Consider the following 20,344-nt stretch of genomic DNA (forward strand, 5'->3'; position numbering starts at 1 on the left):
GGGCGACACCTTCCGTTCGTATAAGTTACCCTTATTATACCATAGTAACGCGGTGCCGTGTTAAACTAATTACTTATAAAGATGGCTGTCGAGACTTTCTCGACAGCCTGACCATCCTCATATGGATGGTGTTTGTGGTGGTAGGGGCAAATTGTGGATGTACAAAACCACAATTATTATATCCGGCATTCAGACCAATCGTCGATTTTGGTGATAATGCCTATTCTTCTGATTCATGGAGTAGAATGAGCAAGGGAGTTGCCCCTTAGCTAAGCTATCTAATGCTCAATCATTGTCAAAAGCTCTGCCAAAGGCGTACGAGGCTTCGGCGCAGGCTGCGCTTCCGAGTTAAAATAGCCCAGATGCAGCGTACCGACGATTTTCTCCGCCGCTGTTACTCCGACTGCCGCCTGAAAATCGGCATGCTCATTGTAAGGACTTGTTTTCCATACACATCCGATCTCCTTTTCCCAAGCGAGCAGTTGAATGTTTTGAATGAGCGCGGATGTGGCTGCGAAAGCTTCTTCCCATGCCTTCTGAGGCAAGTCTGCCTTCATCACGACAATGAGATGAACAGGCGTCTGGCTGCAATAGGCCTCGCGTATTTGCTCTCCATACTTTACAACGAACTCCGGCGGCCTTGTATGAAGGACAGCCTCTGCAAATCCGCGTCTTCCCTCACCGATAAAAAGAATGAACCGCCAAGGCTCTTTCTTCGAATGGAACGGTGCCCATACAGCGTCCTCCAGAAGCGTATATATTACTTCCTTTGGAATCGGCACACCATTAAAATCCTGAATCGTCCTTCGTTCTCGAATGATATTTGCAATATTATTCATTACTTTCATACCCCAATCGCCATTAGGAATTCAACGAAAAAGCAGTCGTAATTTCGTCGATTATTTTGTTAAGCCCAATCGGACCGTAGCCTGCAAACCACAAGTTTGCATCTCCGATATAGACGCGATTATTTTTAACAGCGTTTAAGTTCGACCAGATGGAGGTGCTCATAATGGTATCCAGCGCTACCTTGTTGACATCGCCAGGACGAAGAATGATGAACATGCGATCCGGATTCAGCTCAGGGAGCACCTCTGCCGAAATCGGGACATTCCATGAATCTTTAAAATCGACAGCTTCTACCGATGCTGGTGTTAAGCCTAGTGCACCGAACATGACGAAGTTATCGCTAGGCTGAATCAGCTGTAATTGCTTGTCCTGTACCCTCATAAAAGCAACCGTTTCATTCGGGGCTGCGGCAGCCAGCTTGTCATGTGCATCAGCGACTTTCTTGTCATACTCCGCTTGAATGCGCTCTGCTTCAGCTTCCATGCCAAACACAGCAGCGGTTTCATGGAATCTTTCCCAGTCTCCTTCATTCTCATTGTCAAAAAGAATGGTTGGCGCGATTTTGGACAGCTGGTCATAATTGGAATCGCTGAGTGTTTTCGACGCGAGGATAAGATCTGGCGCTGCTTCAAGCAGTGCTTCGTAATTTGGCGCTTCGCCTGAGCCAATCTCAATCGTATTCTTCATTTGGTCAGCCATGTAGTCAGGAAAACCAAGATCGTTATAAGTAACCATAGCATGGGGCTCGATGCCAAGCGCAAGCAGATGGTCGGCGAAAACATACAGCATGCCGGCTATCTTTTTCGGATGAGCAGGTACGACAACATCGCCTTTAACCGTAGAAATAGTCCGGGTTTCTGTATCAGATTCCATTGGCGAAGCTGATGGGGACTCTGCGCTTGAAGACTCCGTGCCTGACGACTCCGCCGACGCAGAAGGCGATCCGCTTGCTGTATTTCCAGTGCTGCTGCTTTGGCCGCAGGCGGCTAACAATCCGATAAGAAGCAGGAGCGAGAGAAGAAGAGTCCCCCGCTTCATCATTTGAGAGAACACACTTATTTTAAACAAAACTTGCCACACGCCTTCCTTTATGATTTTGATAATCATTATCGTTATTTATTATAGGCAGACGTATGTTTGAAAGCCATGGACGATCCTGCTCTGTGCATGGACGTTTGGCTCATGAATAATTCGGTTGCGCGGCGCAGAAACAAGTCATGGGATAGAGAGGTGTAGCAGGAATAGCTGCGGGAAGCTCCGAGATCATAAATATGTCCGCTGCGCGCCGCTTTAAGTTCACGCCAAGCTGCATTTGATTCGATCGAATGCTTGAATGCCTCCCGTTTCCGATGCTCCTCTCCGGTGAACAAAATCAAATGATCGATATGATAGACGGCTAGCTCCTCAATCGTAAGCATTTGGGAATGGGAGACATTCGCGAGTTCTCTCGGCATTGCAAACCCTAGATCGCGATACAGAACCGTACCCAGATTTCGGCTTCCAAACAGCTGGAATCGACCATTTTCAAATTGGGCAACGGCAACGGTCTGATCTTCGATTTGGTGTTGGATAGCGTTACGCGAGCGTTCAGCCGATGTTTCATACTGCTCCAGCCATAGATCAGCCGCCTCGGTCCGATTTACTGCCCGTCCAATCATGCGCAGATGGTCGCGCCACTCCCCATGGAAGGGCACCGTACAGGTAGGGGCAATATGCCGAAAGAGATCGGCCTTGTCTGGCTCCTCATAATCTGTACGCTCAAATCCAATGATCAGTTCGGGTCTGGCCTGCAAGAGCCTGTCCAGATCAGGCTGATCATTGCCGACCTCCAGAGTGTCTCGCAGCTCGGCAAGGGGCTCTTGCGAAGGGTTGACCATTGCGGCATAAGGCTGCATGCCGAGTGCCAGCAAATGGCTCGTGTAAGGGATGGCTACAGAAGCGACCCGCGCCGAATTTCGATATTTATTAATGAAAACCGTTGGCGAAGCACCCGTGGCAGCTTTAAATTTGCGGCTGAAATAAAACTCGTCCTGGTAACCGACCCTATGTGCCGTCTCGCGGATTGTATGTTCAGAACCGATCAGCAGATTGCTCGCTTGTGAAAGGCGGACTTCATTTAAATATTCCATAGGCCCACGTCCAAATTCCCTTTTGAAAAGCCTGGAGTAATGCGCCACGCTCATACCTGCTTTTGCCGCCAATACTTCACGGGTGAGGCTGTGGTGAAAAGCAGCATCGATATGAGCTTTAGATCGCTGCATCAGCTCACGGACATGGTTATGCAGCAGCTCAGGCTCCGCCTCGGCATGCCTAAGCACTAGCAAGAGCAGCTCTTGAAAGCGAATGTTGGCTTCCATGCGCTCCCATCTGTTGCCTGCTCTCCATGCTGTGCTTATTTCCTTAGCCAACTGCGGTACTTCTGGTATTGATACAGCTTGTTGGAGGCTCGGTTCTGTCATCTGGCGGTGAAGTGTGCTATCAGAGCCTTCTATATAGACATCAAACGAAATTCGTTCATATTCAAATGGCGCCAGGCCCCGACCTCTTAACGTCCAGCTCATTTTCGGTGAAAGCAGAAGGGCATGTGAAGGGGGCAAAATAAACGGCTGCCCGTTCCAATCCCCTTCCCCTATGCCTTTCGTAGTAATGAGAAGGGTGCAGTGGTCTGAATGGTGAAGTACTAGTTCATTCGGGACAGAGCTAACGCTGTGAGCATCAATGAGCCTATATATTCTGTCGATTTCCTTCATTTGGGGTAGTTTGCTCCTTCCGCTGCGAGTACGATATATAGCCATAATTACTCCTATCTTACACCTATTTGCAAAGGGAGTTCCATGGATTGTTGTTTGTAATCATGCAAAAAGCCGACCTGCTATGGTCGGCTTCTTAGTCGAAAAAACCAATCCTATTTCAGCCTCAAACCGGCTGACCACTCTTAACCTTCGCGAAAAAAGCACTAATCGCATAATAAGCGGCGCCGCGGACGGCGGACTGATCCTGCAATTCGGCGAACAAAATTTGCAGCTTTTCCCGGTGATAGCTGAGGGTGCGGCGGGCAATAGAGGCATGGATGGCTTCCTCCAGCCAAGCTTGTGCGCGGCTCATGCGGTTGCCGATGATGACGACGTTCGGATTAAACACATTCACAATGTTGGAAATGCCTACGCCCAAATATTCGCCAATGGCATAAAATAACGCCTGCACCTCGCTGTTTCCTGCTTCTGCGGCAGCAATCAGCTCCTCAAGTGTCTCAAACCCGAGCGGCTCAGCCTGCTCCAACAGCGCATTCTCCGAAGCATAAAGCTCCCAACATCCCTGATTGCCGCAGCGGCACGGCTTGCCGCCATACTCAATCGACAAATGTCCCAGCTCGCCGGAAAAACCAGAAGCCCCTTTATACAGCTCCTTGTTTAAAATAATGCCCGTCCCGATGCCGATGCCGACACTGACGTAAATTTGGTTGGCGATGCCGCGCCCCGCGCCGTATTTCTGCTCTCCCTGCGCGCCGGCATTCGCTTCATTGTCGATGGTCACAGGCAGCTGAAAGCGCGCTTCCAGCATCTGCTGCAGCTCAACCTGCTGCCATTCGAGGTTAGGCGCGAACAAAATTGCGCCTTTGTCATCGACGATGCCCGGCGCGCCAACTCCGATGCCGATCAGGCCGTAATGGCTGCTCGGAGCTTGCGACGCCAGCTCCTCAATAAAGGCGATGAGCTGGTTCAGGGCAAAATCCTGCTCGCGTTTTTTGAAGCTAAGCTGCCGTTCGCTAATGACAGTCCCTTGCAGATCGGTTAACACGCCCCGCATATAGTTGACGCCAAGGTCAATGCCGATGGCATGTCCGGCTTGTCCATTAAACAGCAGCATGACGGGCTTGCGTCCGCCGCTGGACTCGCCGGGGCCATTTTCAAAAACGAGATGATTGTCAATCAGATCCTGCACAAGGCTGGAAACGGTCGCTTTATTAAGTCCGGTCCGTTCGGATATTTGAGCGCGAGAGAGGGGGGCATGCTTAATAACAGCCTCCAGCACAATCGCGGTATTCATTTTTTTGATAAGCGCCAAGTCGCCGGTCGTCTTCAGTTTCAACAGATTGCCTCCGTCCATCTAAAAATCCATGTAGTGTATTGTATCACAGGCGTAAACGATATGACCGTCCAGCAGGCGAAAAAGCTCGTGTCCTATTGAAATGCAAGCGGAATCATTAGTAAGGGTTAATAGGACTATTTTAGCACAAAAAAACTTAGTTTAGTCAATAGACAAACTAAGTTTGATCATGTTATGCTGTTGGGGAGCGTTTACATCATCAGATTTGAAACTAAGCATTTATCCCATACCATAATCAGGAGGTTTTATAAAAATGAGCTATTTTTCTAACATTGGCAAAATTCAATTTGAGGGCAAAGGTTCGGACAATCCGTTTGCATTCAAACACTATAACCCGGAGCAAGTCATTCTTGGAAAAACAATGGAAGAGCACCTGCGCTTCGCGGTTGCTTACTGGCATACTTTTAACGCTAACGGCACAGATCCTTTCGGTTCGGCAACGATGTTCCGCGAGTGGGATAAGCTTGACGGTCTTGACCGTGCGAAAGCACGCGTAGAAGCTAACTTTGAATTCATGGATAAGCTGAACATTCCGTTCTACTGCTTCCATGATGTAGACATCGCTCCAGAAGGCGCTACGCTGCAAGAAACGAACAAAAACCTTGATGTTATCGTAGGCCTGTTGAAAGAAAATATGAAAACTTCCGGCAAAAAATTGCTTTGGAACACCGTTAACATGTTCTCGCACCCGCGTTTCGTTCATGGCGCAGGCACAACTTGCAACGCTGACGTTTATGCCTATGCTGGCGCACAGCTGAAAAAAGGCCTTGAAGTCGGTAAAGAGCTTGGCGCTGAAAACTATGTTTTCTGGGGCGGCCGCGAAGGCTACGAAACGTTGCTGAACACAGATATGGGCTTCGAGCTGGATAACCTGGCACGCCTGTACGAAATGGCGCTTGCTTATGCGAAAGAAATCGGCTTCGACGCGCAATTCCTGATCGAGCCTAAACCGAAAGAGCCAACGAAGCACCAATATGACTTTGATGCAGCAACAACGATCTCGTTCCTGCGCAAATACAACCTGCACAACGATTTCAAGCTGAACCTTGAAGCGAACCATGCGACACTTGCAGGCCACACGTTCGAGCACGAAATCCGTACAGCAGCTATCAACGGCATGCTCGGCTCCCTTGATGCGAACCAAGGCGATTTGCTGCTGGGCTGGGATACAGATGAATTCCCGACTGATCTTTATTCCACTACACTGACCATGTTTGAAGTGCTGAAAGCTGGCGGCATCGGCCGTGGCGGCGTTAACTTTGATGCGAAGGTTCGTCGTGCATCTTTCGAAGCGGACGATCTGTTCCTCGGTCACATTGCGGGTATGGACAGCTTTGCATGGGGTCTGAAAGCAGCTGCGAAGCTAACAGAAGAGAAAATTCTGGATGGCATCGTAGACAACCGTTACCGTACGTTCAAAGAAGGCATCGGCGCTGACATCGTTTCCGGCAAAGCGACTTTGGCTTCGCTTGAGCAATACGCGCTGCAAAACAACCCGATCCGTCTGGAGTCCGGTCGTCAAGAGCGCATTAGACTGCAACTGAGCGAAGTTATTTTCAGCGTTTAAGTCGGGAGGACTTCGGCTATGAGCTATGTCATTGGAATAGATTTAGGAACGAGCGCCGTCAAGGCGCTCCTCATTAATAAAGAAGGCACGGTTGCGGGCGAGGCTTCCCGCAGCTACCCGCTTTATCATGAGCATACGGGCTGGAGCGAGCAGAAGCCTGATGATTGGGTCGATGCAACGCTTGAAGCGCTTGGCGATCTGGCTGCTGCGATTGGACCAGAAGCAAGCGCGCAAATTGAGGGCATCAGCTTCTCCGGTCAAATGCATGGTCTTGTGCTGCTGAACGGTGCAGGCAATCCGGTGCGCAATGCCATTCTCTGGAATGACACGCGCACAACGGCGCAATGCCGTGAAATCGAGCGTACGCTTGGCGACAAGCTGCTCGGCATTACGCGCAATCCTGCGCTGGAAGGCTTTACACTGCCGAAAATCCTCTGGGTGCGCGAGCATGAGCCTGCTGCTTTTGAACAGGCGGAGCTGTTCCTGCTGCCTAAGGATTATGTGCGCTATCGCCTGACAGGCGAGCAGCACATGGATTATTCCGATGCAGCGGGCACGTTGCTGCTGGATGTAGCAGCGAAGCGCTGGAGTGAAGAGGTGCTGGCCGCATTTGAGCTGCCGGCAAGCTTCTGTCCGCCGCTCGCCGAGTCACATGGCCAGACGGGTACGCTGCTTGCTGAATTGGCACAGCGCACAGGACTGCCAGCTACAGTAAAAGTGTTCGCAGGCGGAGCCGACAATGCTTGCGGCGCAATCGGCGCAGGTATTTTGAGCGAAGGCTTGACGTTATGCAGCATCGGCACGTCCGGCGTTATTTTGTCCTATGAAAATGACAAAAATAAGGATTTTGCCGGCAAGGTGCATTTCTTCAATCACGGCAAGGAAGATGCTTTCTACGCGATGGGGGTGACGCTGGCGGCAGGCTACAGCCTGAGCTGGTTCAAGAAGACGTTTGCGCCGAGCGAATCCTTTGATGAGCTGCTTGCAGGCATCGGGGAAGTGAAGCCGGGAGCAGGCGGTCTATTGTTTACGCCTTATCTCGTAGGCGAGCGTACACCGCATCCGGATTCCCTTATTCGCGCCAGCTTTATCGGCGTTGATGGCTCGCATGAGCGGGTTCATTTTGCCCGTGCAGTGATGGAGGGCATTACGTTCTCACTGCACGAATCAGTCGATATGTTCCGTGCGGCTGGTAAAACGGTCAATACGATTGTATCGATTGGCGGAGGCGCGCAAAATCCGGTTTGGCTGCAAATGCAGGCGGACATTTTTGATGCGAAGGTAGTAGCGCTCGAAAACGAGCAGGGGCCTGGCCTCGGCGCAGCTATGCTTGCTGCTTATGGCAGCGGCTGGTTTGAGAGCCTGGAGGCTTGTGCAGCAAAATTCGTGAAGCATGCCGAGCAATATTTGCCGCAGCCTGAAGCTGTAGAAGCGTATAAAGGGCTGTTCCGCATCTATCAGCAGGTTTACACGCAAACTCGCAGTTTGAACGAAGCGTTAGCCGCTTACCGCAGCTAGCGAGGTTACCCGCAAGAACACATATGGCTGCCGCTTCTTCTGTCGTTCAGGAGAAGCGGCTTTTTTTGTGGAATGAACATAGTGAAGAAGTGAGAAGTGTCAGAAGAAAATAAAGTTCTAGACAGAGAAATTAAGGTATTAGACTGATGAAGCTTCATTAAGCTAACAGGCAGTTTAACTCAATAAAAAAACAAGAAAGCAGACGGTCCTTGTTATGGCTTTTCTTATTTAAACAAATGGCGTAAAAGCGCTAGCTGGCATATTTTATGAGTTATGGTCTAGCAACAATAAACCACAACTGCATTGAAATAGTCACACCGTGGTTCTAGTAAATTCGCTAATATAATGCCATGATTATGGTGAAGGGTTACAGTTGCCGATAGTTATTTATTCATATCAAAACCAAATTATGATTTATGTCGAGCGACACCCTATAAAGTGTGAGATGAGTGGAGATGAAATTTATGATTAGAGTTGCAAAATTGGAGGATAGGAAAGATATAGCCAAACTATTGGCACAGTTAGGCTACCCGGATACCGAATTTTTTATTAAAAAGAACATGGAAAGACTTCTAACTGACCCCAACGAAGAATTAATGGTTTATGAAGATGAAGGACACGTTATTGCCTGTATTTCCCTTCATTATATCCCACAATTAGGTATTAGAGGAGATATTGCATCAATTAGTTATCTTGTTGTAGACTCCTCAATTAGAAGTAAAGGAATTGGAAAGGAATTAGAGGAATTTGCCTCTGCCTCTGCCAGAAAAAGGGGATGTGACAGTATCCAAGTTCATTGTCATTCCAGAAGAATAGACGCTCATAAATTTTATGAGAGACAAGGTTTTAAGGAGGCTCCTAAGTACTTTTCAAAAATGTTAGACAAATGACGGACTAAATTCTCACTAGCCTTTATTCAATCGACAGCAAAGTTTTAATAGGGAGGTAATGATTTATTCAGCAAATTAATATTTAATTAACGGGTAACGTCTGTTTAATGGCAACAGCGGCAGTCTAAGACTTTATTTCTCAAGTCTAGGCCGCCGCTGCTTATTTTAATAGGCCAGTCTAATCCTTTATATTCTCTGAACAATAAGCTTACACCACCTGCTCACCTGCCCAATCACTGTTTGAAGCTGCTCCATATCGCTTCCGGCTTTACCCCCAGCTCTCCGGCGATCAGCTCGGCTGTGAGCCGCTGGGGCTTTTTTATTTTGCCATTGCGGATTTTAGAAATGGTCGTCAAGGAAATGAGCGTGGAGCGGGCAAGCGATGTAGCGGAAATATTTTTGTTCAGCATCAGCATTCTCAGCTTGTAGGAAGGGTCCTCCTCCGGCGCCTGCTGGTTAAGCTCGGTGAGCATGATCAAGTAGCTGTTAAACGCCCTGTTGCCCGAATAAAATGGCTTAATCAATGCTTTTGCCGTGTTTTTGTCTTCTCCGATATGCATATGCAGCTCCAAATGCTCGATTTTGCCGATGCTTCTGGCCCGTTCCATGATGCGGCGCAGCGGCGCGCGGTGCTCCTCGGCAACCAGATCAAAGATGCTGCGATTCAAGAAACTAGCTGAGCCTTGGGCAAGCGGAGCGAAATAACGCTTCAGCGAAAAAATGCGGAATTGTTCAGAGATGCCGATAGCCATCATAATTTTATGATCGACAGCGAATTCATCGCCCCAGCGCTCGGCAGAAACATCCTTGCAGACGAGCATGTAATACGTTTGCTCCTCCATTTGAAATTTGCGGCAGCTCAGCCGAACGGTCGCCGTCATCGTAGAGCGCGTCGTCAGCTCGCAATCGAACGTCAGTTGATCATCTTCAATAAGCCTTGCCATCAGCTGCCCGAAGGGCTGCGAATCCTTTACAAAATCCTCCGGGTTGACCTCTAGAAGCTCATGCTTTCGATAGCCGGACAGCCCGGTAAAGGCTTTGTTAATATCGCGAATATACCAGCGGTTAAAATCATATTCCACAATCATCATCGGGTCGGCTAGCTGGTAAAAGATCGTATGCATGCTAATAATGCCTCCTTCAATCAGTGGTATATCTCAAGGTTATGTTTGATTACATTAAGAGTTATTAAACGTGACATATCTCGTATTTTAAATTATGCAGAAAAAAACTCGAAATGACAACACCCTTTAGTCATACTTCGTTAACAAATTGGGGCAGACTACAAATAGAGTCAACGCCCGAAAGGAGAAATAACCGATGAATTCGGCATTATTGTTTGATTTCGCAGATATTACGAGCGCTGGAATGGCCTTTGATACGCTGGAGCAGCTTGGCTATGATCCGGTTCTGCATGAAGGAGGCAGGCTGCATATTCATATGGAGGGCAATGATCTCATCTCTGCTCTCGAAATTATGCAGGTGCATGGCGGGCGGCTTATTCAGGAAGCTGCCATTGATGCGAACGCTTACACAGATACCGCTTATTCGCTTGACGGCATCACCATCCCCGCGCATATTGTGAATGAGGATTGGAACGAGGAGCTGTAGCCAGCATTTTCGGCAAAAGAAAAAGCGCGGTCTCCTAGCTGTCTGAGACAGCCAGTGCCGCGCTTTTTCCTGCGTTATAGCCTGTTGAGAAGGCCGCAGTAATGTTATAGCCACCTGTGTAGCCATGAATATCGAGAACTTCGCCGCAAAAATAAAGGCCAGCGCTTTGCTTGGAGCCCATCGTCTTCGGATCGATTTCCTTCAGATGGACTCCGCCGCCGGTGACGAAAGCTTCCTCAATGGACAGCGTGCCGTTCACTTTTACGGGGAAAGCTTTGATTTGCTTGGCGAGCGCAAGAAACGGCCCCTTGGGAAGATTGTCATACGTAATATCGCCGCTGATGCCATTTTGCTGAAGCAGAAAATCCAGCAGCCGCTCCTGCAAATAGCCCCGAAGCACATTTTTAATCGCTTTTTTCGACTCCAGCTTCGCCATTTGCATCATTTCCTGATAAACCTCAGCCTCGGAGCGTCCCGGCAGCAGGTCGATTGTGAGGAGCACAGTTGCAGCCTCCCTTGCGCCGCTTCCTGAATGCTCTATCGATTCTAAAGCGCCTGCGTCACCTATACTGCCATTTGCTGCGCTGGAACCTTCAACGGTGCCAGAAGCGTTCTTCTCTTTGCTAGCCGCCTGTTTGAGCGCTTTGACGACGAACTGGCTGCATCTAAGGGCGGTTGGGCCAGATAAGCCGAAGTGGGTGAAGATCATATCGCCTTCATGGGTAATCAATTTTTTTCCTTTCGCATTCCATACCGTAAGCTCTACCTCGCGCAGTGAAATGCCTTGCAGTGTTTTGCTGCGTATCCAAGGCTCGGAGGATGTGAGAGGCACTTCTGTCGGATACAGCTCCGTAATCGTGTGCCCGCCGCTGATCGCCCAAGGGTAGCCGTCTCCAGTTGAGCCGGTATGGGGGACGGATTTGCCTCCCGTAGCGATGATGACGGCTTTCGCTGCGAGCTTTTCACCATTTTGCAGCAGCAGCCCTTTTACCGCACCGTCCTTATATAGAACTTCTCGTACTGGCGTATTCGTCCGAATGTCGACCCCTTGCTCGCGGACTTTGCGAATGAGCGCATCGACGACCGTTTTGGCCTTGTCCGATACCGGGAACATCCGGCCGCGGTCCTCCTCCTTCAAGGCGATGCCCATCCCTTCGAAAAAGGCGATAATATCGCGATTGCCGAACGCATTTAGCGCACTGAATAAAAACTTCCCGTTTCCGGGTATATGTTGGATGAGCTGATCCATCTCTTTTGCGTTCGTTACATTACAGCGTCCGCCTCCGGAAATGCCGAGCTTGCGCCCCAGCTTGTCTCCTTTGTCAACGAGAAGAACAGAGGCTCCGTGCGCGCTTGCAGCTACTGCTGCCATTAAGCCGGAAGGGCCTCCGCCAACAATTATAATATCGTACATGATTCACTCAGCCTTTCTTTCTACAATCTTGTTCATTGTACCATTCTTTCGACAAAATATTGAGTTATAATAGAACATAATTCATCAGCTGGAGGTGCCTTGGATGATTCGTAAGGAATGGACGTTTCAAGGTTGTGGGGATACCGAACTATACGTAAGGGAGTGGAAGCCTGAGAAGGAGCGTCCAAAAGGCGTTTTATGTCTAATACATGGCATGGGCGAGCATGGTGAACGTTATAGCTCCTACGCGGCGAAGCTCGTTGCGGCTCAATATGTTGTAATTGCTCTCGATCAGCAAGGTCACGGCCGTTCATCCGGCCCCAGAGGGCATCTGCCTTCTGTAGATGATGCGGCAGCCCATGCCGCCATGCTGGTGGAGCAGGCCGCGCAGCGCCATCCAGAGCTGCCAATCTTTCTTTATGGGCACAGCATGGGCGGCAATATCGCGATGAATTGCGCGCTGCGGCTCCAGCCTGCAGTGAAGGCGCTCGTGCTGTCCAGTCCATGGCTAAGGCTGGCCTTTACACCACCCCGTGCCCAGCTTTGGCTGGGGAAGCGGCTGGCTGCCTTTTGGCCAGGGCTGCCGCAATCGACGGGATTGGGAAGTGGGAAGCTGTATCGGCGAGGCTATGAGGAGGCCGTCCATATTGAAGGAGATCCGCTGTGCCATTCCCGTATTACGGTTAAAACCTTCCTGAGTCTCCATGATTCAGGCGAATGGGCGATAGCCAATTGCGGCCAGCTGCATGTGCCGCTGCTGCTCATTCACGGCGCAGCTGACAAAATCACCTCTCATCATGCGAGCGAGCAGGTGGCGCAGCGGCTTGGCGAGGCATGCACCTTTGTTTCTTGGCCTGACGGCTATCATGAACTGCATAATGATCTTGAAGCACAACGTTTTATTGAAGTGGTGACGAACTGGCTGGATATGCATACAGATGAAAATAAGGATCACGCAATTTAATCTAGTAAGCGATTAGGGGGGGAGACCTGTCGTTCGTGTTGAAAGAATTGCTGTTACAATTCGTTATTTCACTTATTCCTGTATTTTCCTTTCAGCTCTGGCATTATAAGCAGCGCAAGGAAAACCATATTCGAGTGTTTATAACGGCTGCAAGCGCTATCGCAATGGTTGCGTGCATGTCGGTTTCGATGGATTTTAATGGATATGAGCTGAATTTCCGCTTCGTTCCGTTTATTTTGGGCTCTTTATACGGAGGGGTGTATGGCGCGCTCGTTCTTGATCTGCTTTATATTTTCCTTAGAGTGCCAGCGCTTGACACCGATGCGGAGAAAATGGTTTTTGTCTTTTTTATGTTTGTTCATGTGCCTATTATATTGCTCTATGCCAAGCGATTCAGCAAAAAGCCTCTGCATCGAAAGCGGCTCATAGGCGTGAAATCGATAACGCCGATCTCCGTCTACATATCATTTATGTTTGTCATGTTTATGATGAATGAGGACTTTTACTGGTCGACTGAGCTGGTGGCGGTATTTATTTTACTTATGATTGGTTCGATCATTGCCATTTGGTTATCTATTTTTATTGTGGAAAAATTTGTTGAAAATTCGCGGCTGCAGCTGGAGCTCAAAAATGTTTCGTCCAGCTATCGGCTCGAAGTAGAAAAACAGCAGCAGTTCATAGATGAAATGCTGCTGGCGATTTTGTTCACAGATGAGCACGGCGTCATCACGCATTTGAATGCGAAGGGCAAGGAGCTGTTCCAGCGGCAGTTTGAGGCAAGCGGAGATTTATTTTCCGAAAATGTACGTATGGACACCTTTTTTGCTGCAAAAGAGGACGGTGCTTATATAAAACTGCTTGAGGATGCGCTCGCTGGAGCCAAGAGCAGTACAGGACCGCACACCTATGATGGCAAAACGCTGCTTAAGACAGCATTCGCCATCCGTAGGCAGGAGGATCAATCCATTGCGGGAGCCGCCCTTATTGTCCAAGATGTAACGGAGCTTACGCTGCTGCGCGATGAGCTGGGAAGAATGGAGCGCCTTAGTCTAATTGGTCAAATGGCTGCAAGCATTACGCATGAGATCCGCAATCCGATGGCGGTAATAAGGGGCTTTATGCAGCTGATGCGGGAGCGCAGCCGGCTGAATGAGCAGCAGTATTATCAGATCGTTATGGAGGAGCTGGATCGGGCGAATACGATTATTAGCGACTTTTTGTCATTGGCGCAAAATCGTTCGGTCCCGATGCAGAAACATTCCTTACAAACGATTATTCAGGAAATATTGCCACTTCTTGAGGCAGACGCGAATCTTAGAGGTCAGGTTGTGCAGACGGAGCTTGCCGAGGATTTGCCCTCCTTTCTTATGTCAGACAAGGAAATGAAGCAGCTGCTTATTAATCTTGTGCGCAACGGCATGGAAGCAATGGGGGAGAAGGGCGTTCTGCACATATTTACTTGCTATATCCCTCTGGAAAATAAAGTGGTGCTTCGCATTCGTGATAATGGTGTAGGTATTCCAGCAGATCAGATGAGTGAGCTTTTTAAGCCATTTTATACGACGAAGTCCAAAGGAACGGGACTCGGGCTGCCGCTTTGCCTCAGCATTGCCGAAAGGCATAATGGCAAGCTGGAGGTGGAGTCTGAGGAAGGCGAGGGGACGACTTTTATTTTAACCTTTATGCTAGGGGAAACGGATGCCTTGTCTGCGCGCTATTAACATAATGGAAACTAAACCTGCACATACTACCTTTGCCTGTCAGTCATCATAAGACGGATGAAGGAGGAGAACATATGGAGCGCAATCAAGCGAAGTCTGAACAATCCCTGCAGCAGGAGCAGCAAAATGCTGAAAATGCCAAGAAGCGCAAAGGGACGTCCGAAACAGAAGCTGGTTTCGACAAGAAGCTGGACGGCCCGAATCGTCCGTCTATTTAATGAGGCGAGCGATGAGCGCTGCCTGCTTGCAGCTTGCAGGAGGAGTGCGGAAACATAGAGCAGCAGTTGCGACATGGACGGCTGTTGCTTTATTTTCCTGCCCGGCGTTATAATAGTAACTAAATTTAGGTTATCAAAAAGGAGTGTATTTCAGTGTCCATGTCATTTGAGAGATACATGTTGGATATGGTTCAACCGATGCGTGATGATTTGACGCGTCTTGGCATTCAAGAGCTTCGCACACCGGAGGATGTGGAACAAAATCTTCCCGATGCAAAAGGAACGGCGCTTGTAGTCGTAAACTCCGTATGCGGCTGTGCAGCTGGCCAGTGCCGCCCGGGTGTAGCGGAAGCGCTGCAGCATGATATTACACCAGATCATTTGTTTACTGTATTTGCTGGACAGGATAAAGAAGCAACGGCTAAAGCGCGCGAGTTTTTCGCACCGTACCCGCCATCTTCCCCATCCATCGCGCTAATGAAGGACGGAGAGCTTGTTCATTTCATTGAGCGTCACCAAATCGAGAACCGTTCCGCGTCGGATATTGCAGCCGATCTGGCTGATGCGTTCGATCGGTTCTGCCGCTAAGGGCAGGAGGAACTATGAGCTTACAAGCAGATATTATTAAAAGGCTTGGCGTTAAGCCGGTCATTGATGTAGATCAGGAAATCCGCACCCGCGTTGATTTTCTCAAAAAATATGTATTGGACTCCCATACGACGGGTCTGTTGATCGCCATCAGTGGCGGCATCGACAGCGCTGTCGCAGCGGGCCTCTGCAAAAAAGCGACCGATGAGCTGACAGCTGAAACCGGCCGTGACTATATGACGCTTGGCGTGTACCAGCCGTACAGCGAGCAGTCGGATATTTCCGACAGCTACGCGGTATCGGAGGCATTCGGTATTACGAAGACTGTGGAAACGAACATTGGCGAAGCAGTAGACGAAATCGCCATTGAAACGGAGCATGGTTTGAAAGGTATCGGCATCCATCGTCATCTTAGCCGCGGCGGCAAAGGCAATGTGAAGGCGAGAACGCGCATGGTTGTCCAATATGCGCTCGCCTTTGACCTCAATTTGCTCGTTGTTGGTACGGATCATGCATCTGAAGCGATTACAGGCTTTTATACAAAATGGGGCGACGGAGCGGTTGATATTACGCCGCTCAGCTCGCTGAACAAACGCCAGGTACGCCAGCTTGCTTCGCATCTTGGCGTGCCGAAGAGCATTTTGGATAAAGCGCCATCCGCTGGTTTATGGGATGGGCAGACCGATGAGGATGAGCTTGGCATTACCTACAATGACAACAGCGATTATTTGGAAGGCAAGGAAATTGGCGCAGAGGCGAAGGAAAAGCTGGAGAAGCAATACCTGAAAACCGAGCACAAGCGCTCGCCTATTCCTGGCATATAGTTAAAAACGTATTTTTAGAAGCTTGTCCGCTGCAAAAGCGGGCAAGCTTCTGTTATTATGGAGCAAATACGTCATATGGGGGAATAGGGCATGGGATATGCGTTAGTGACCGGAGCGGATCGCGGTCTGGGCCTCGGCTTTGTCAGGCAGCTGCTGTTGAAGGGATTTACCGTATTTGCCGGGCGTTATGCCTCGGATTGGCAAGGCTTGTCTGAGCTAAAGCAGCAGTACGGCGAGCGGCTTCATATGATTGAATTAAACGTTGCGGAGGATGCTTCCGTTAAGGAAGCATCGCGGCTTGTAGCTATACATACCGATAAGCTGGATATCGTTATCAACAATGCGGCCATACTTGGCGATATTGAGGCCAGCGTGGTGGATGAGCTCGATTGAAGCGGGCAGCATCGAAGACAGCACGCGTACGAGCTGGTTTGGCTACTGTATGTCGAAGGCAGCATTAAATATGCAATCCAAACTCGTTTACAACCGTATTAAAGAGGGCGGAGGCCATGTGCTCGTGCTTCATCCCGGCCGGGTTCAAACCTATATGCAGGGCAAGCTTGATGCAGAAGGTGATTTTACGCCGGATCGTTCGGCGATTGCGCTTATTGAAATTATGGAGCGCCAGCTTGTCGAAGTGAAGTCAGGGGCAAGACCGGAGCTTATGCTTTTGAATCCAGATGGCTCGCAGCGGCCTTGGTAGCACTTGCAGGCGGGATAGCGATAGGACACAGGAGTCAGGCAGAGCACAGAGCGAGTAATCATTGAAGGCAGGCGAAGCAATGATAGTAGGAATTGGCCATGATATAACGGATATGAACAGAATGCAGGGGATACTTGCCGGCAGCTCGGCGAGGAGATTTTTGCAGCGAATTTTGACAGAGCAGGAGCTTAAACTCGGAGAGGGTTATGAAGGGAAGCGAAAAGTTCAATTTGCGTCGGGCCGTTTTGCGGCGAAGGAGGCGGTAGTCAAAGCGTTTGGCTGTGGCATTGGCGGCATTATTGGCTTTGGCGATATTAATATTTTACGTTCGGAAGCCGGGAAGCCGGAGTGTGTATTGTCCGAAGGGGCGTGGCAAAGGCTGGGTTTATCTGCTGCCGCAATACGCGTTCATATTACGATTACGCATGACCGGGAGCTGGCATCTGCCGTAGCCATTGTCGAACGGCTTGCCTAAACGAGCTGCTTATTGTAGCAAAATAGTTGGTTATACAAAATTATGCTACGAATTGTAATGTTGATGTCAACTTTGTCATTATCAGGGGGCTTGCTGCCGATAAAGATAAGGAGACTGAATTCAAGCATCTTAGCTGCCGCTATCATTCGGCACGTTATATTATACAGCATGTGTTGGCAGCAGGCTTGCTCGCCGCCTATTCCGATGGCGGCGGACAAGCCTGCTCGTCTATTTCTTGCCAGCAAGCCAAGCGGCTAGTCCAGCGATTTCCTCACTTGTGAGACGATCCTTGAAGGGAGGCATGGAGCCTTTGCCATTTTGGAGCTGCTTCACAATGTCTGCCTCGCTCATCCGGGCTCCAACCTGCTGCAGATTGGTCTCAGTACCCATGCGGCCCTGCAGGTCTGTGCCGTGGCAGCTGATGCAATTGGATTTATAGACAGAGGCGGTGCCGTCAGGCGCATCCATATGCGGCGTTGCTTTCGTTCCTGGCTGTGAAGTGCCTCCGCAGGCAGCAAGCAAAACGGTAGTCAGGACTGCAAGCAGCAGCATTTTGCCCCAGACTGATAGAGAAATGCGTAACATAAGGGTTCCTCCCAAGTTATCAATTTTAGGAAATCATAGACTCAGTATAGCGGATTGCTTGCTGCAACTTCCATAGGATTTTGCCAAGGGGGGCGCTATAATAGAAAAGGCTAACAAGAAAATACGACAAGAGATCGGTAGGCATGGAAGGAATATGGAAATAACTGGCGAACATATGCTCAACCAACAGTTTAAGCAGCTAAAGGCTGATGTGATGGTGGCATCCTATTCGAAAAGCCCAGCAGGCTGGATAATGAGGCGCGCTGAGCCTGACTATTTCTGCTTATGCTACGTCGATAAAGGTGAAGGTTGGCTGGAAATGAACGAGACCCAATATAAGGTCAGCGCCGGGCGGCTGTATTTGCTGCGTCCAGGCTGGGCACGAAGGTATGGCTCGCTGGGCGATAATCATTTTATCCATTATTGGTGCCATTTCCGCGCGGAGATGGCTGCCGAATCCTATATCCATTTGGCTCATTTGCCGTTAGAGGTTGAAGTAAAGGATGCGCAGATCGTGAAGCAGCTGTTTACGAAGATGCTCGCGGCGCAGGAAGAGAGCGACCTCACGGGAGAATTGCGGACGAAGGCTGTGCTTTTCGAGCTGATTGCGCTTTTCATGGAGGACAGCCGGACGCAAAACACAACTTTGCTGCAGCTGTCCGAGCATGAGCACTGGAATGATGTGCTTGTCTATGATGAAGTGCTTAATTTTATTGAAGAAAATTTGAAATATCAAATTCCAATTGGTGTGCTGGCCAGACTGGCAGACCTGTCGGCTGAAGGATTTCATGCTGCGTTTAAAAATAAAGTCGGCTGCTCGCTCGTTCAATACATCACGCAGCGGAGAATAGCGACCGCCAAGAAGCTGCTGCGCACGACGAATTTGCCGATTGCCGCAATTGCGGCGGAGGTCGGCATGCTCAATCATTATTTGTCACGGCTGTTCAAGCAGCAGACGGGCATTACGCCTTCGGAATACCGCCGAATTATATGCAGCAGCGCTTGGCAGGAGGCGGGGCAAACAGATCGAGAGGAGTACAGAAATACATGACAGCGGAAGCAAAACAACATTTCAGCAGAGAACTGCTGCATTGGTACCGGAGAGGCAATCGCGATTTGCCATGGCGTAAAAGCCGCGATCCTTACCGGATATGGGTATCGGAAATTATGCTTCAACAAACGAGAGTCGATACCGTTATTCCTTATTATGAACGATTTATGGACAAATTCCCCTCGGTTCAGGCGCTTGCCGAAGCTCCCGAGCCTGAGGTGCTTAAGTGCTGGGAGGGGCTTGGCTATTACTCGCGGGCGCGGAATTTGCAAGCGGGAGCGCGCCAAGTGATGGAGCTGCATCAAGGGCAGGTGCCGGATGATAAAACAGCCGTCGCCGCATTGAAAGGCGTTGGGCCTTATACGAGCGGGGCGATTATGAGCATCGCCTTTAATCGGCCTGAGCCAGCTGTAGATGGCAACGTCATGCGCGTGCTTTCCCGTTATTTTGCGCTGGAGGATGATATTGCGAAGCCAGCCACGCGGGTGAAAATCGAAAAGCTCGCCGCCGAGCTCATTCCTGAAGGCGCAGCAGGCGATTTCAATCAAGCACTAATGGAGCTGGGAGCGCTCGTCTGTACGCCAAAGTCGCCTAGCTGCCTGCCATGTCCGGTTATGGAGCATTGCGAGGCAAGAATCGAAGGCCGCGAGACGGTGCTTCCTATTAAATCGAAGGCGAAGCCGCCGCGGCCGGAAGCGCGCATTGGCGTCATAATCGAAGGCTCAGGTGAGCATAAAGGCAAGGTGCTTGTCCGGCAGCGTCCGGCAACCGGGCTGCTTGCCCAAATGTGGGAGCTGCCGCATTTGCTCGTGCCGAAGGAGCTGGAACCGCTGCTGCGTTTCGGGGAAGAGCAGCTGACAGAGCAAGCACCGCTTGGCGGTCTGCTGACCGAGGCCGTCGCAGGCGATACGGGCTTGCTCATTCGTCCTCAGCGCCAGCTGATGGATGCCGATCATATTTTCAGCCATATCCATTGGAAAATGAGAGTTTATAAGGCGGATCTAGGTACGATGAATGCAGGGCCTACGGTGCCAATGGCGCAAATGGCTGCTGAAGCTGCGGCTGTCTATACAGCTGCTGGAAAGCAGCTTGCAGAGCAGGTTGAGCAAGCAGGGCAGGCAGAGCGAACAGAGCAGGCGGAACAGCAGGGAGAGCCCCGCGAGCCGTATCGATGGATTGGACCGGAGCATATGGATGAGCTGGCCTTTCCGAATTTATTTTTGAAAATTTTACGAGATTATTGGAATCAGGATTTGTAA

22 protein-coding genes are annotated in these 20,344 nt (G+C 49.9%); 15 read left to right on the forward strand and 7 right to left on the reverse strand.

Features of this window, described 5'->3' with window-relative positions:
- Positions 1–269: hypothetical protein (locus AC50X8_RS10680; RefSeq protein ID WP_494879699.1), on the forward strand; the 269-nt coding region annotated here is incomplete at its 5' end.
- A 9-nt stretch (positions 270–278) separates the two neighbouring features.
- On the opposite strand, the gene AC50X8_RS10685 is transcribed toward AC50X8_RS10680, so the two are convergent.
- The 4 genes from AC50X8_RS10685 to AC50X8_RS10700 all read right to left on the reverse strand — a co-directional run bounded on the left by AC50X8_RS10685 (position 279) and on the right by AC50X8_RS10700 (position 4,956).
- Positions 279–839 carry a nitroreductase family protein gene (locus AC50X8_RS10685; protein ID WP_494879700.1) on the reverse strand — a complete coding sequence of 187 codons (561 nt, stop codon included), beginning with the start codon at positions 837–839 and terminating at the stop codon, positions 279–281.
- 22 nt (positions 840–861) lie between these two features.
- Positions 862–1,956, reverse strand: a complete 1,095-nt coding sequence (locus AC50X8_RS10690; RefSeq protein WP_494879701.1) for an ABC transporter substrate-binding protein — start codon at positions 1,954–1,956, stop codon at positions 862–864.
- Positions 1,957–1,961: 5 nt separating this feature from the next.
- Positions 1,962–3,599, reverse strand: a complete 1,638-nt coding sequence (locus AC50X8_RS10695) for a helix-turn-helix domain-containing protein (protein ID WP_494879702.1) — start codon at positions 3,597–3,599, stop codon at positions 1,962–1,964.
- A 166-nt stretch (positions 3,600–3,765) separates the two neighbouring features.
- On the reverse strand, positions 3,766–4,956 hold the full coding sequence (locus tag AC50X8_RS10700; protein WP_494879703.1) for an ROK family protein: 1,191 nt from the start codon (positions 4,954–4,956) through the stop codon (positions 3,766–3,768).
- Between the two features lie 253 nt (positions 4,957–5,209).
- Here AC50X8_RS10700 and xylA point away from each other — a divergent pair, with 253 nt between their 5' ends.
- The 3 genes from xylA to AC50X8_RS10715 all read left to right on the forward strand — a co-directional run bounded on the left by xylA (position 5,210) and on the right by AC50X8_RS10715 (position 8,931).
- Positions 5,210–6,523, forward strand: a complete 1,314-nt coding sequence (xylA, locus tag AC50X8_RS10705; protein ID WP_056042724.1) for a xylose isomerase — start codon at positions 5,210–5,212, stop codon at positions 6,521–6,523.
- Positions 6,524–6,541: 18 nt separating this feature from the next.
- Positions 6,542–8,041, forward strand: coding sequence for a xylulokinase (gene xylB / locus AC50X8_RS10710; protein ID WP_494879704.1), 1,500 nt, complete (start codon positions 6,542–6,544; stop codon positions 8,039–8,041).
- Positions 8,042–8,505: 464 nt separating this feature from the next.
- Positions 8,506–8,931 (forward strand): GNAT family N-acetyltransferase, encoded by a 426-nt coding sequence (locus AC50X8_RS10715; RefSeq protein WP_056042720.1) that lies wholly within the window; start codon positions 8,506–8,508, stop codon positions 8,929–8,931.
- A 233-nt stretch (positions 8,932–9,164) separates the two neighbouring features.
- Here the strand turns inward: AC50X8_RS10715 and AC50X8_RS10720 are convergent, their stop codons facing one another.
- Positions 9,165–10,055 (reverse strand): helix-turn-helix domain-containing protein, encoded by an 891-nt coding sequence (locus AC50X8_RS10720; RefSeq protein WP_056042718.1) that lies wholly within the window; start codon positions 10,053–10,055, stop codon positions 9,165–9,167.
- 196 nt (positions 10,056–10,251) lie between these two features.
- On the opposite strand from AC50X8_RS10720, the gene AC50X8_RS10725 reads away from it, so the two are divergent.
- Entirely contained in the window at positions 10,252–10,542 is a 291-nt protein-coding gene (locus AC50X8_RS10725; protein WP_056042716.1) for a hypothetical protein, read from the forward strand.
- A gap of 34 nt (positions 10,543–10,576) precedes the next feature.
- Here the strand turns inward: AC50X8_RS10725 and AC50X8_RS10730 are convergent, their stop codons facing one another.
- Positions 10,577–11,959 (reverse strand): BaiN/RdsA family NAD(P)/FAD-dependent oxidoreductase, encoded by a 1,383-nt coding sequence (locus tag AC50X8_RS10730; RefSeq protein ID WP_056042715.1) that lies wholly within the window; start codon positions 11,957–11,959, stop codon positions 10,577–10,579.
- Positions 11,960–12,059: 100 nt separating this feature from the next.
- Here AC50X8_RS10730 and AC50X8_RS10735 point away from each other — a divergent pair, with 100 nt between their 5' ends.
- The 8 genes from AC50X8_RS10735 (at position 12,060) to acpS (ending at position 17,449) form a co-directional block, all read left to right on the forward strand.
- The gene (locus AC50X8_RS10735; RefSeq protein ID WP_494879705.1) at positions 12,060–12,920 is read left to right on the forward strand and encodes an alpha/beta hydrolase; all 861 of its coding nucleotides are present in this window, start codon (positions 12,060–12,062) and stop codon (positions 12,918–12,920) included.
- Positions 12,921–12,955: 35 nt separating this feature from the next.
- A complete protein-coding gene (locus AC50X8_RS10740; protein WP_494879706.1) occupies positions 12,956–14,641 on the forward strand; it encodes a two-component system sensor histidine kinase NtrB in 1,686 nt (561 codons plus the stop codon).
- Positions 14,642–14,715: 74 nt separating this feature from the next.
- Positions 14,716–14,859 (forward strand): hypothetical protein, encoded by a 144-nt coding sequence (locus AC50X8_RS10745; protein WP_200931690.1) that lies wholly within the window; start codon positions 14,716–14,718, stop codon positions 14,857–14,859.
- Positions 14,860–15,012: 153 nt separating this feature from the next.
- Complete coding sequence (locus AC50X8_RS10750) at positions 15,013–15,447, forward strand: BrxA/BrxB family bacilliredoxin (protein WP_056042709.1); 435 nt, start codon at positions 15,013–15,015, stop codon at positions 15,445–15,447.
- A 14-nt stretch (positions 15,448–15,461) separates the two neighbouring features.
- Entirely contained in the window at positions 15,462–16,271 is an 810-nt protein-coding gene (gene nadE / locus AC50X8_RS10755; protein WP_056042708.1) for an NAD(+) synthase, read from the forward strand.
- A gap of 90 nt (positions 16,272–16,361) precedes the next feature.
- Positions 16,362–16,664: an SDR family NAD(P)-dependent oxidoreductase gene (locus AC50X8_RS10760; protein ID WP_494879707.1), complete on the forward strand. Its 303-nt coding sequence runs from the start codon at positions 16,362–16,364 to the stop codon at positions 16,662–16,664.
- The gene (locus tag AC50X8_RS10765; RefSeq protein WP_494879708.1) at positions 16,651–16,974 is read left to right on the forward strand and encodes a Rossmann-fold NAD(P)-binding domain-containing protein; all 324 of its coding nucleotides are present in this window, start codon (positions 16,651–16,653) and stop codon (positions 16,972–16,974) included. Before AC50X8_RS10760 ends, AC50X8_RS10765 begins: the two co-directional genes overlap by 14 nt.
- 79 nt (positions 16,975–17,053) lie before the next feature.
- Positions 17,054–17,449, forward strand: a complete 396-nt coding sequence (gene acpS / locus AC50X8_RS10770) for a holo-ACP synthase (RefSeq protein WP_494879709.1) — start codon at positions 17,054–17,056, stop codon at positions 17,447–17,449.
- A 228-nt stretch (positions 17,450–17,677) separates the two neighbouring features.
- Here the strand turns inward: acpS and AC50X8_RS10775 are convergent, their stop codons facing one another.
- Positions 17,678–18,034 carry a c-type cytochrome gene (locus AC50X8_RS10775; RefSeq protein WP_056042699.1) on the reverse strand — a complete coding sequence of 119 codons (357 nt, stop codon included), beginning with the start codon at positions 18,032–18,034 and terminating at the stop codon, positions 17,678–17,680.
- Between the two features lie 175 nt (positions 18,035–18,209).
- Here AC50X8_RS10775 and AC50X8_RS10780 point away from each other — a divergent pair, with 175 nt between their 5' ends.
- Complete coding sequence (locus AC50X8_RS10780) at positions 18,210–19,085, forward strand: AraC family transcriptional regulator (protein WP_494879710.1); 876 nt, start codon at positions 18,210–18,212, stop codon at positions 19,083–19,085.
- Positions 19,082–20,344: an A/G-specific adenine glycosylase gene (gene mutY / locus AC50X8_RS10785; protein WP_494879711.1), complete on the forward strand. Its 1,263-nt coding sequence runs from the start codon at positions 19,082–19,084 to the stop codon at positions 20,342–20,344. The genes AC50X8_RS10780 and mutY overlap by 4 nt, the downstream gene beginning before the upstream one ends.

Source organism: Paenibacillus sp. JT22N15, from assembly GCF_059383755.1.

What these genes read in the sequence shown, in the direction of transcription:
- AC50X8_RS10685 (WP_494879700.1), bottom strand. Translation starts at nt 839, where the DNA reads ATGAATAATATTGCAAATATCATTCGAGAACGAAGGACGATTCAGGAT.
- AC50X8_RS10690 (WP_494879701.1), bottom strand. Translation starts at nt 1,956, where the DNA reads ATGATTATCAAAATCATAAAGGAAGGCGTGTGGCAAGTTTTGTTTAAA.
- AC50X8_RS10695 (WP_494879702.1), bottom strand. Translation starts at nt 3,599, where the DNA reads ATGAAGGAAATCGACAGAATATATAGGCTCATTGATGCTCACAGCGTT.
- AC50X8_RS10700 (WP_494879703.1), bottom strand. Translation starts at nt 4,956, where the DNA reads ATGGACGGAGGCAATCTGTTGAAACTGAAGACGACCGGCGACTTGGCG.
- xylA (WP_056042724.1), top strand. Translation starts at nt 5,210, where the DNA reads ATGAGCTATTTTTCTAACATTGGCAAAATTCAATTTGAGGGCAAAGGT.
- xylB (WP_494879704.1), top strand. Translation starts at nt 6,542, where the DNA reads ATGAGCTATGTCATTGGAATAGATTTAGGAACGAGCGCCGTCAAGGCG.
- AC50X8_RS10715 (WP_056042720.1), top strand. Translation starts at nt 8,506, where the DNA reads ATGATTAGAGTTGCAAAATTGGAGGATAGGAAAGATATAGCCAAACTA.
- AC50X8_RS10720 (WP_056042718.1), bottom strand. Translation starts at nt 10,055, where the DNA reads ATGCATACGATCTTTTACCAGCTAGCCGACCCGATGATGATTGTGGAA.
- AC50X8_RS10725 (WP_056042716.1), top strand. Translation starts at nt 10,252, where the DNA reads ATGAATTCGGCATTATTGTTTGATTTCGCAGATATTACGAGCGCTGGA.
- AC50X8_RS10735 (WP_494879705.1), top strand. Translation starts at nt 12,060, where the DNA reads ATGATTCGTAAGGAATGGACGTTTCAAGGTTGTGGGGATACCGAACTA.
- AC50X8_RS10745 (WP_200931690.1), top strand. Translation starts at nt 14,716, where the DNA reads ATGGAGCGCAATCAAGCGAAGTCTGAACAATCCCTGCAGCAGGAGCAG.
- nadE (WP_056042708.1), top strand. Translation starts at nt 15,462, where the DNA reads ATGAGCTTACAAGCAGATATTATTAAAAGGCTTGGCGTTAAGCCGGTC.
- AC50X8_RS10760 (WP_494879707.1), top strand. Translation starts at nt 16,362, where the DNA reads ATGGGATATGCGTTAGTGACCGGAGCGGATCGCGGTCTGGGCCTCGGC.
- AC50X8_RS10765 (WP_494879708.1), top strand. Translation starts at nt 16,651, where the DNA reads ATGAGCTCGATTGAAGCGGGCAGCATCGAAGACAGCACGCGTACGAGC.
- acpS (WP_494879709.1), top strand. Translation starts at nt 17,054, where the DNA reads ATGATAGTAGGAATTGGCCATGATATAACGGATATGAACAGAATGCAG.
- AC50X8_RS10775 (WP_056042699.1), bottom strand. Translation starts at nt 18,034, where the DNA reads ATGTTACGCATTTCTCTATCAGTCTGGGGCAAAATGCTGCTGCTTGCA.
- AC50X8_RS10780 (WP_494879710.1), top strand. Translation starts at nt 18,210, where the DNA reads ATGCTCAACCAACAGTTTAAGCAGCTAAAGGCTGATGTGATGGTGGCA.
- mutY (WP_494879711.1), top strand. Translation starts at nt 19,082, where the DNA reads ATGACAGCGGAAGCAAAACAACATTTCAGCAGAGAACTGCTGCATTGG.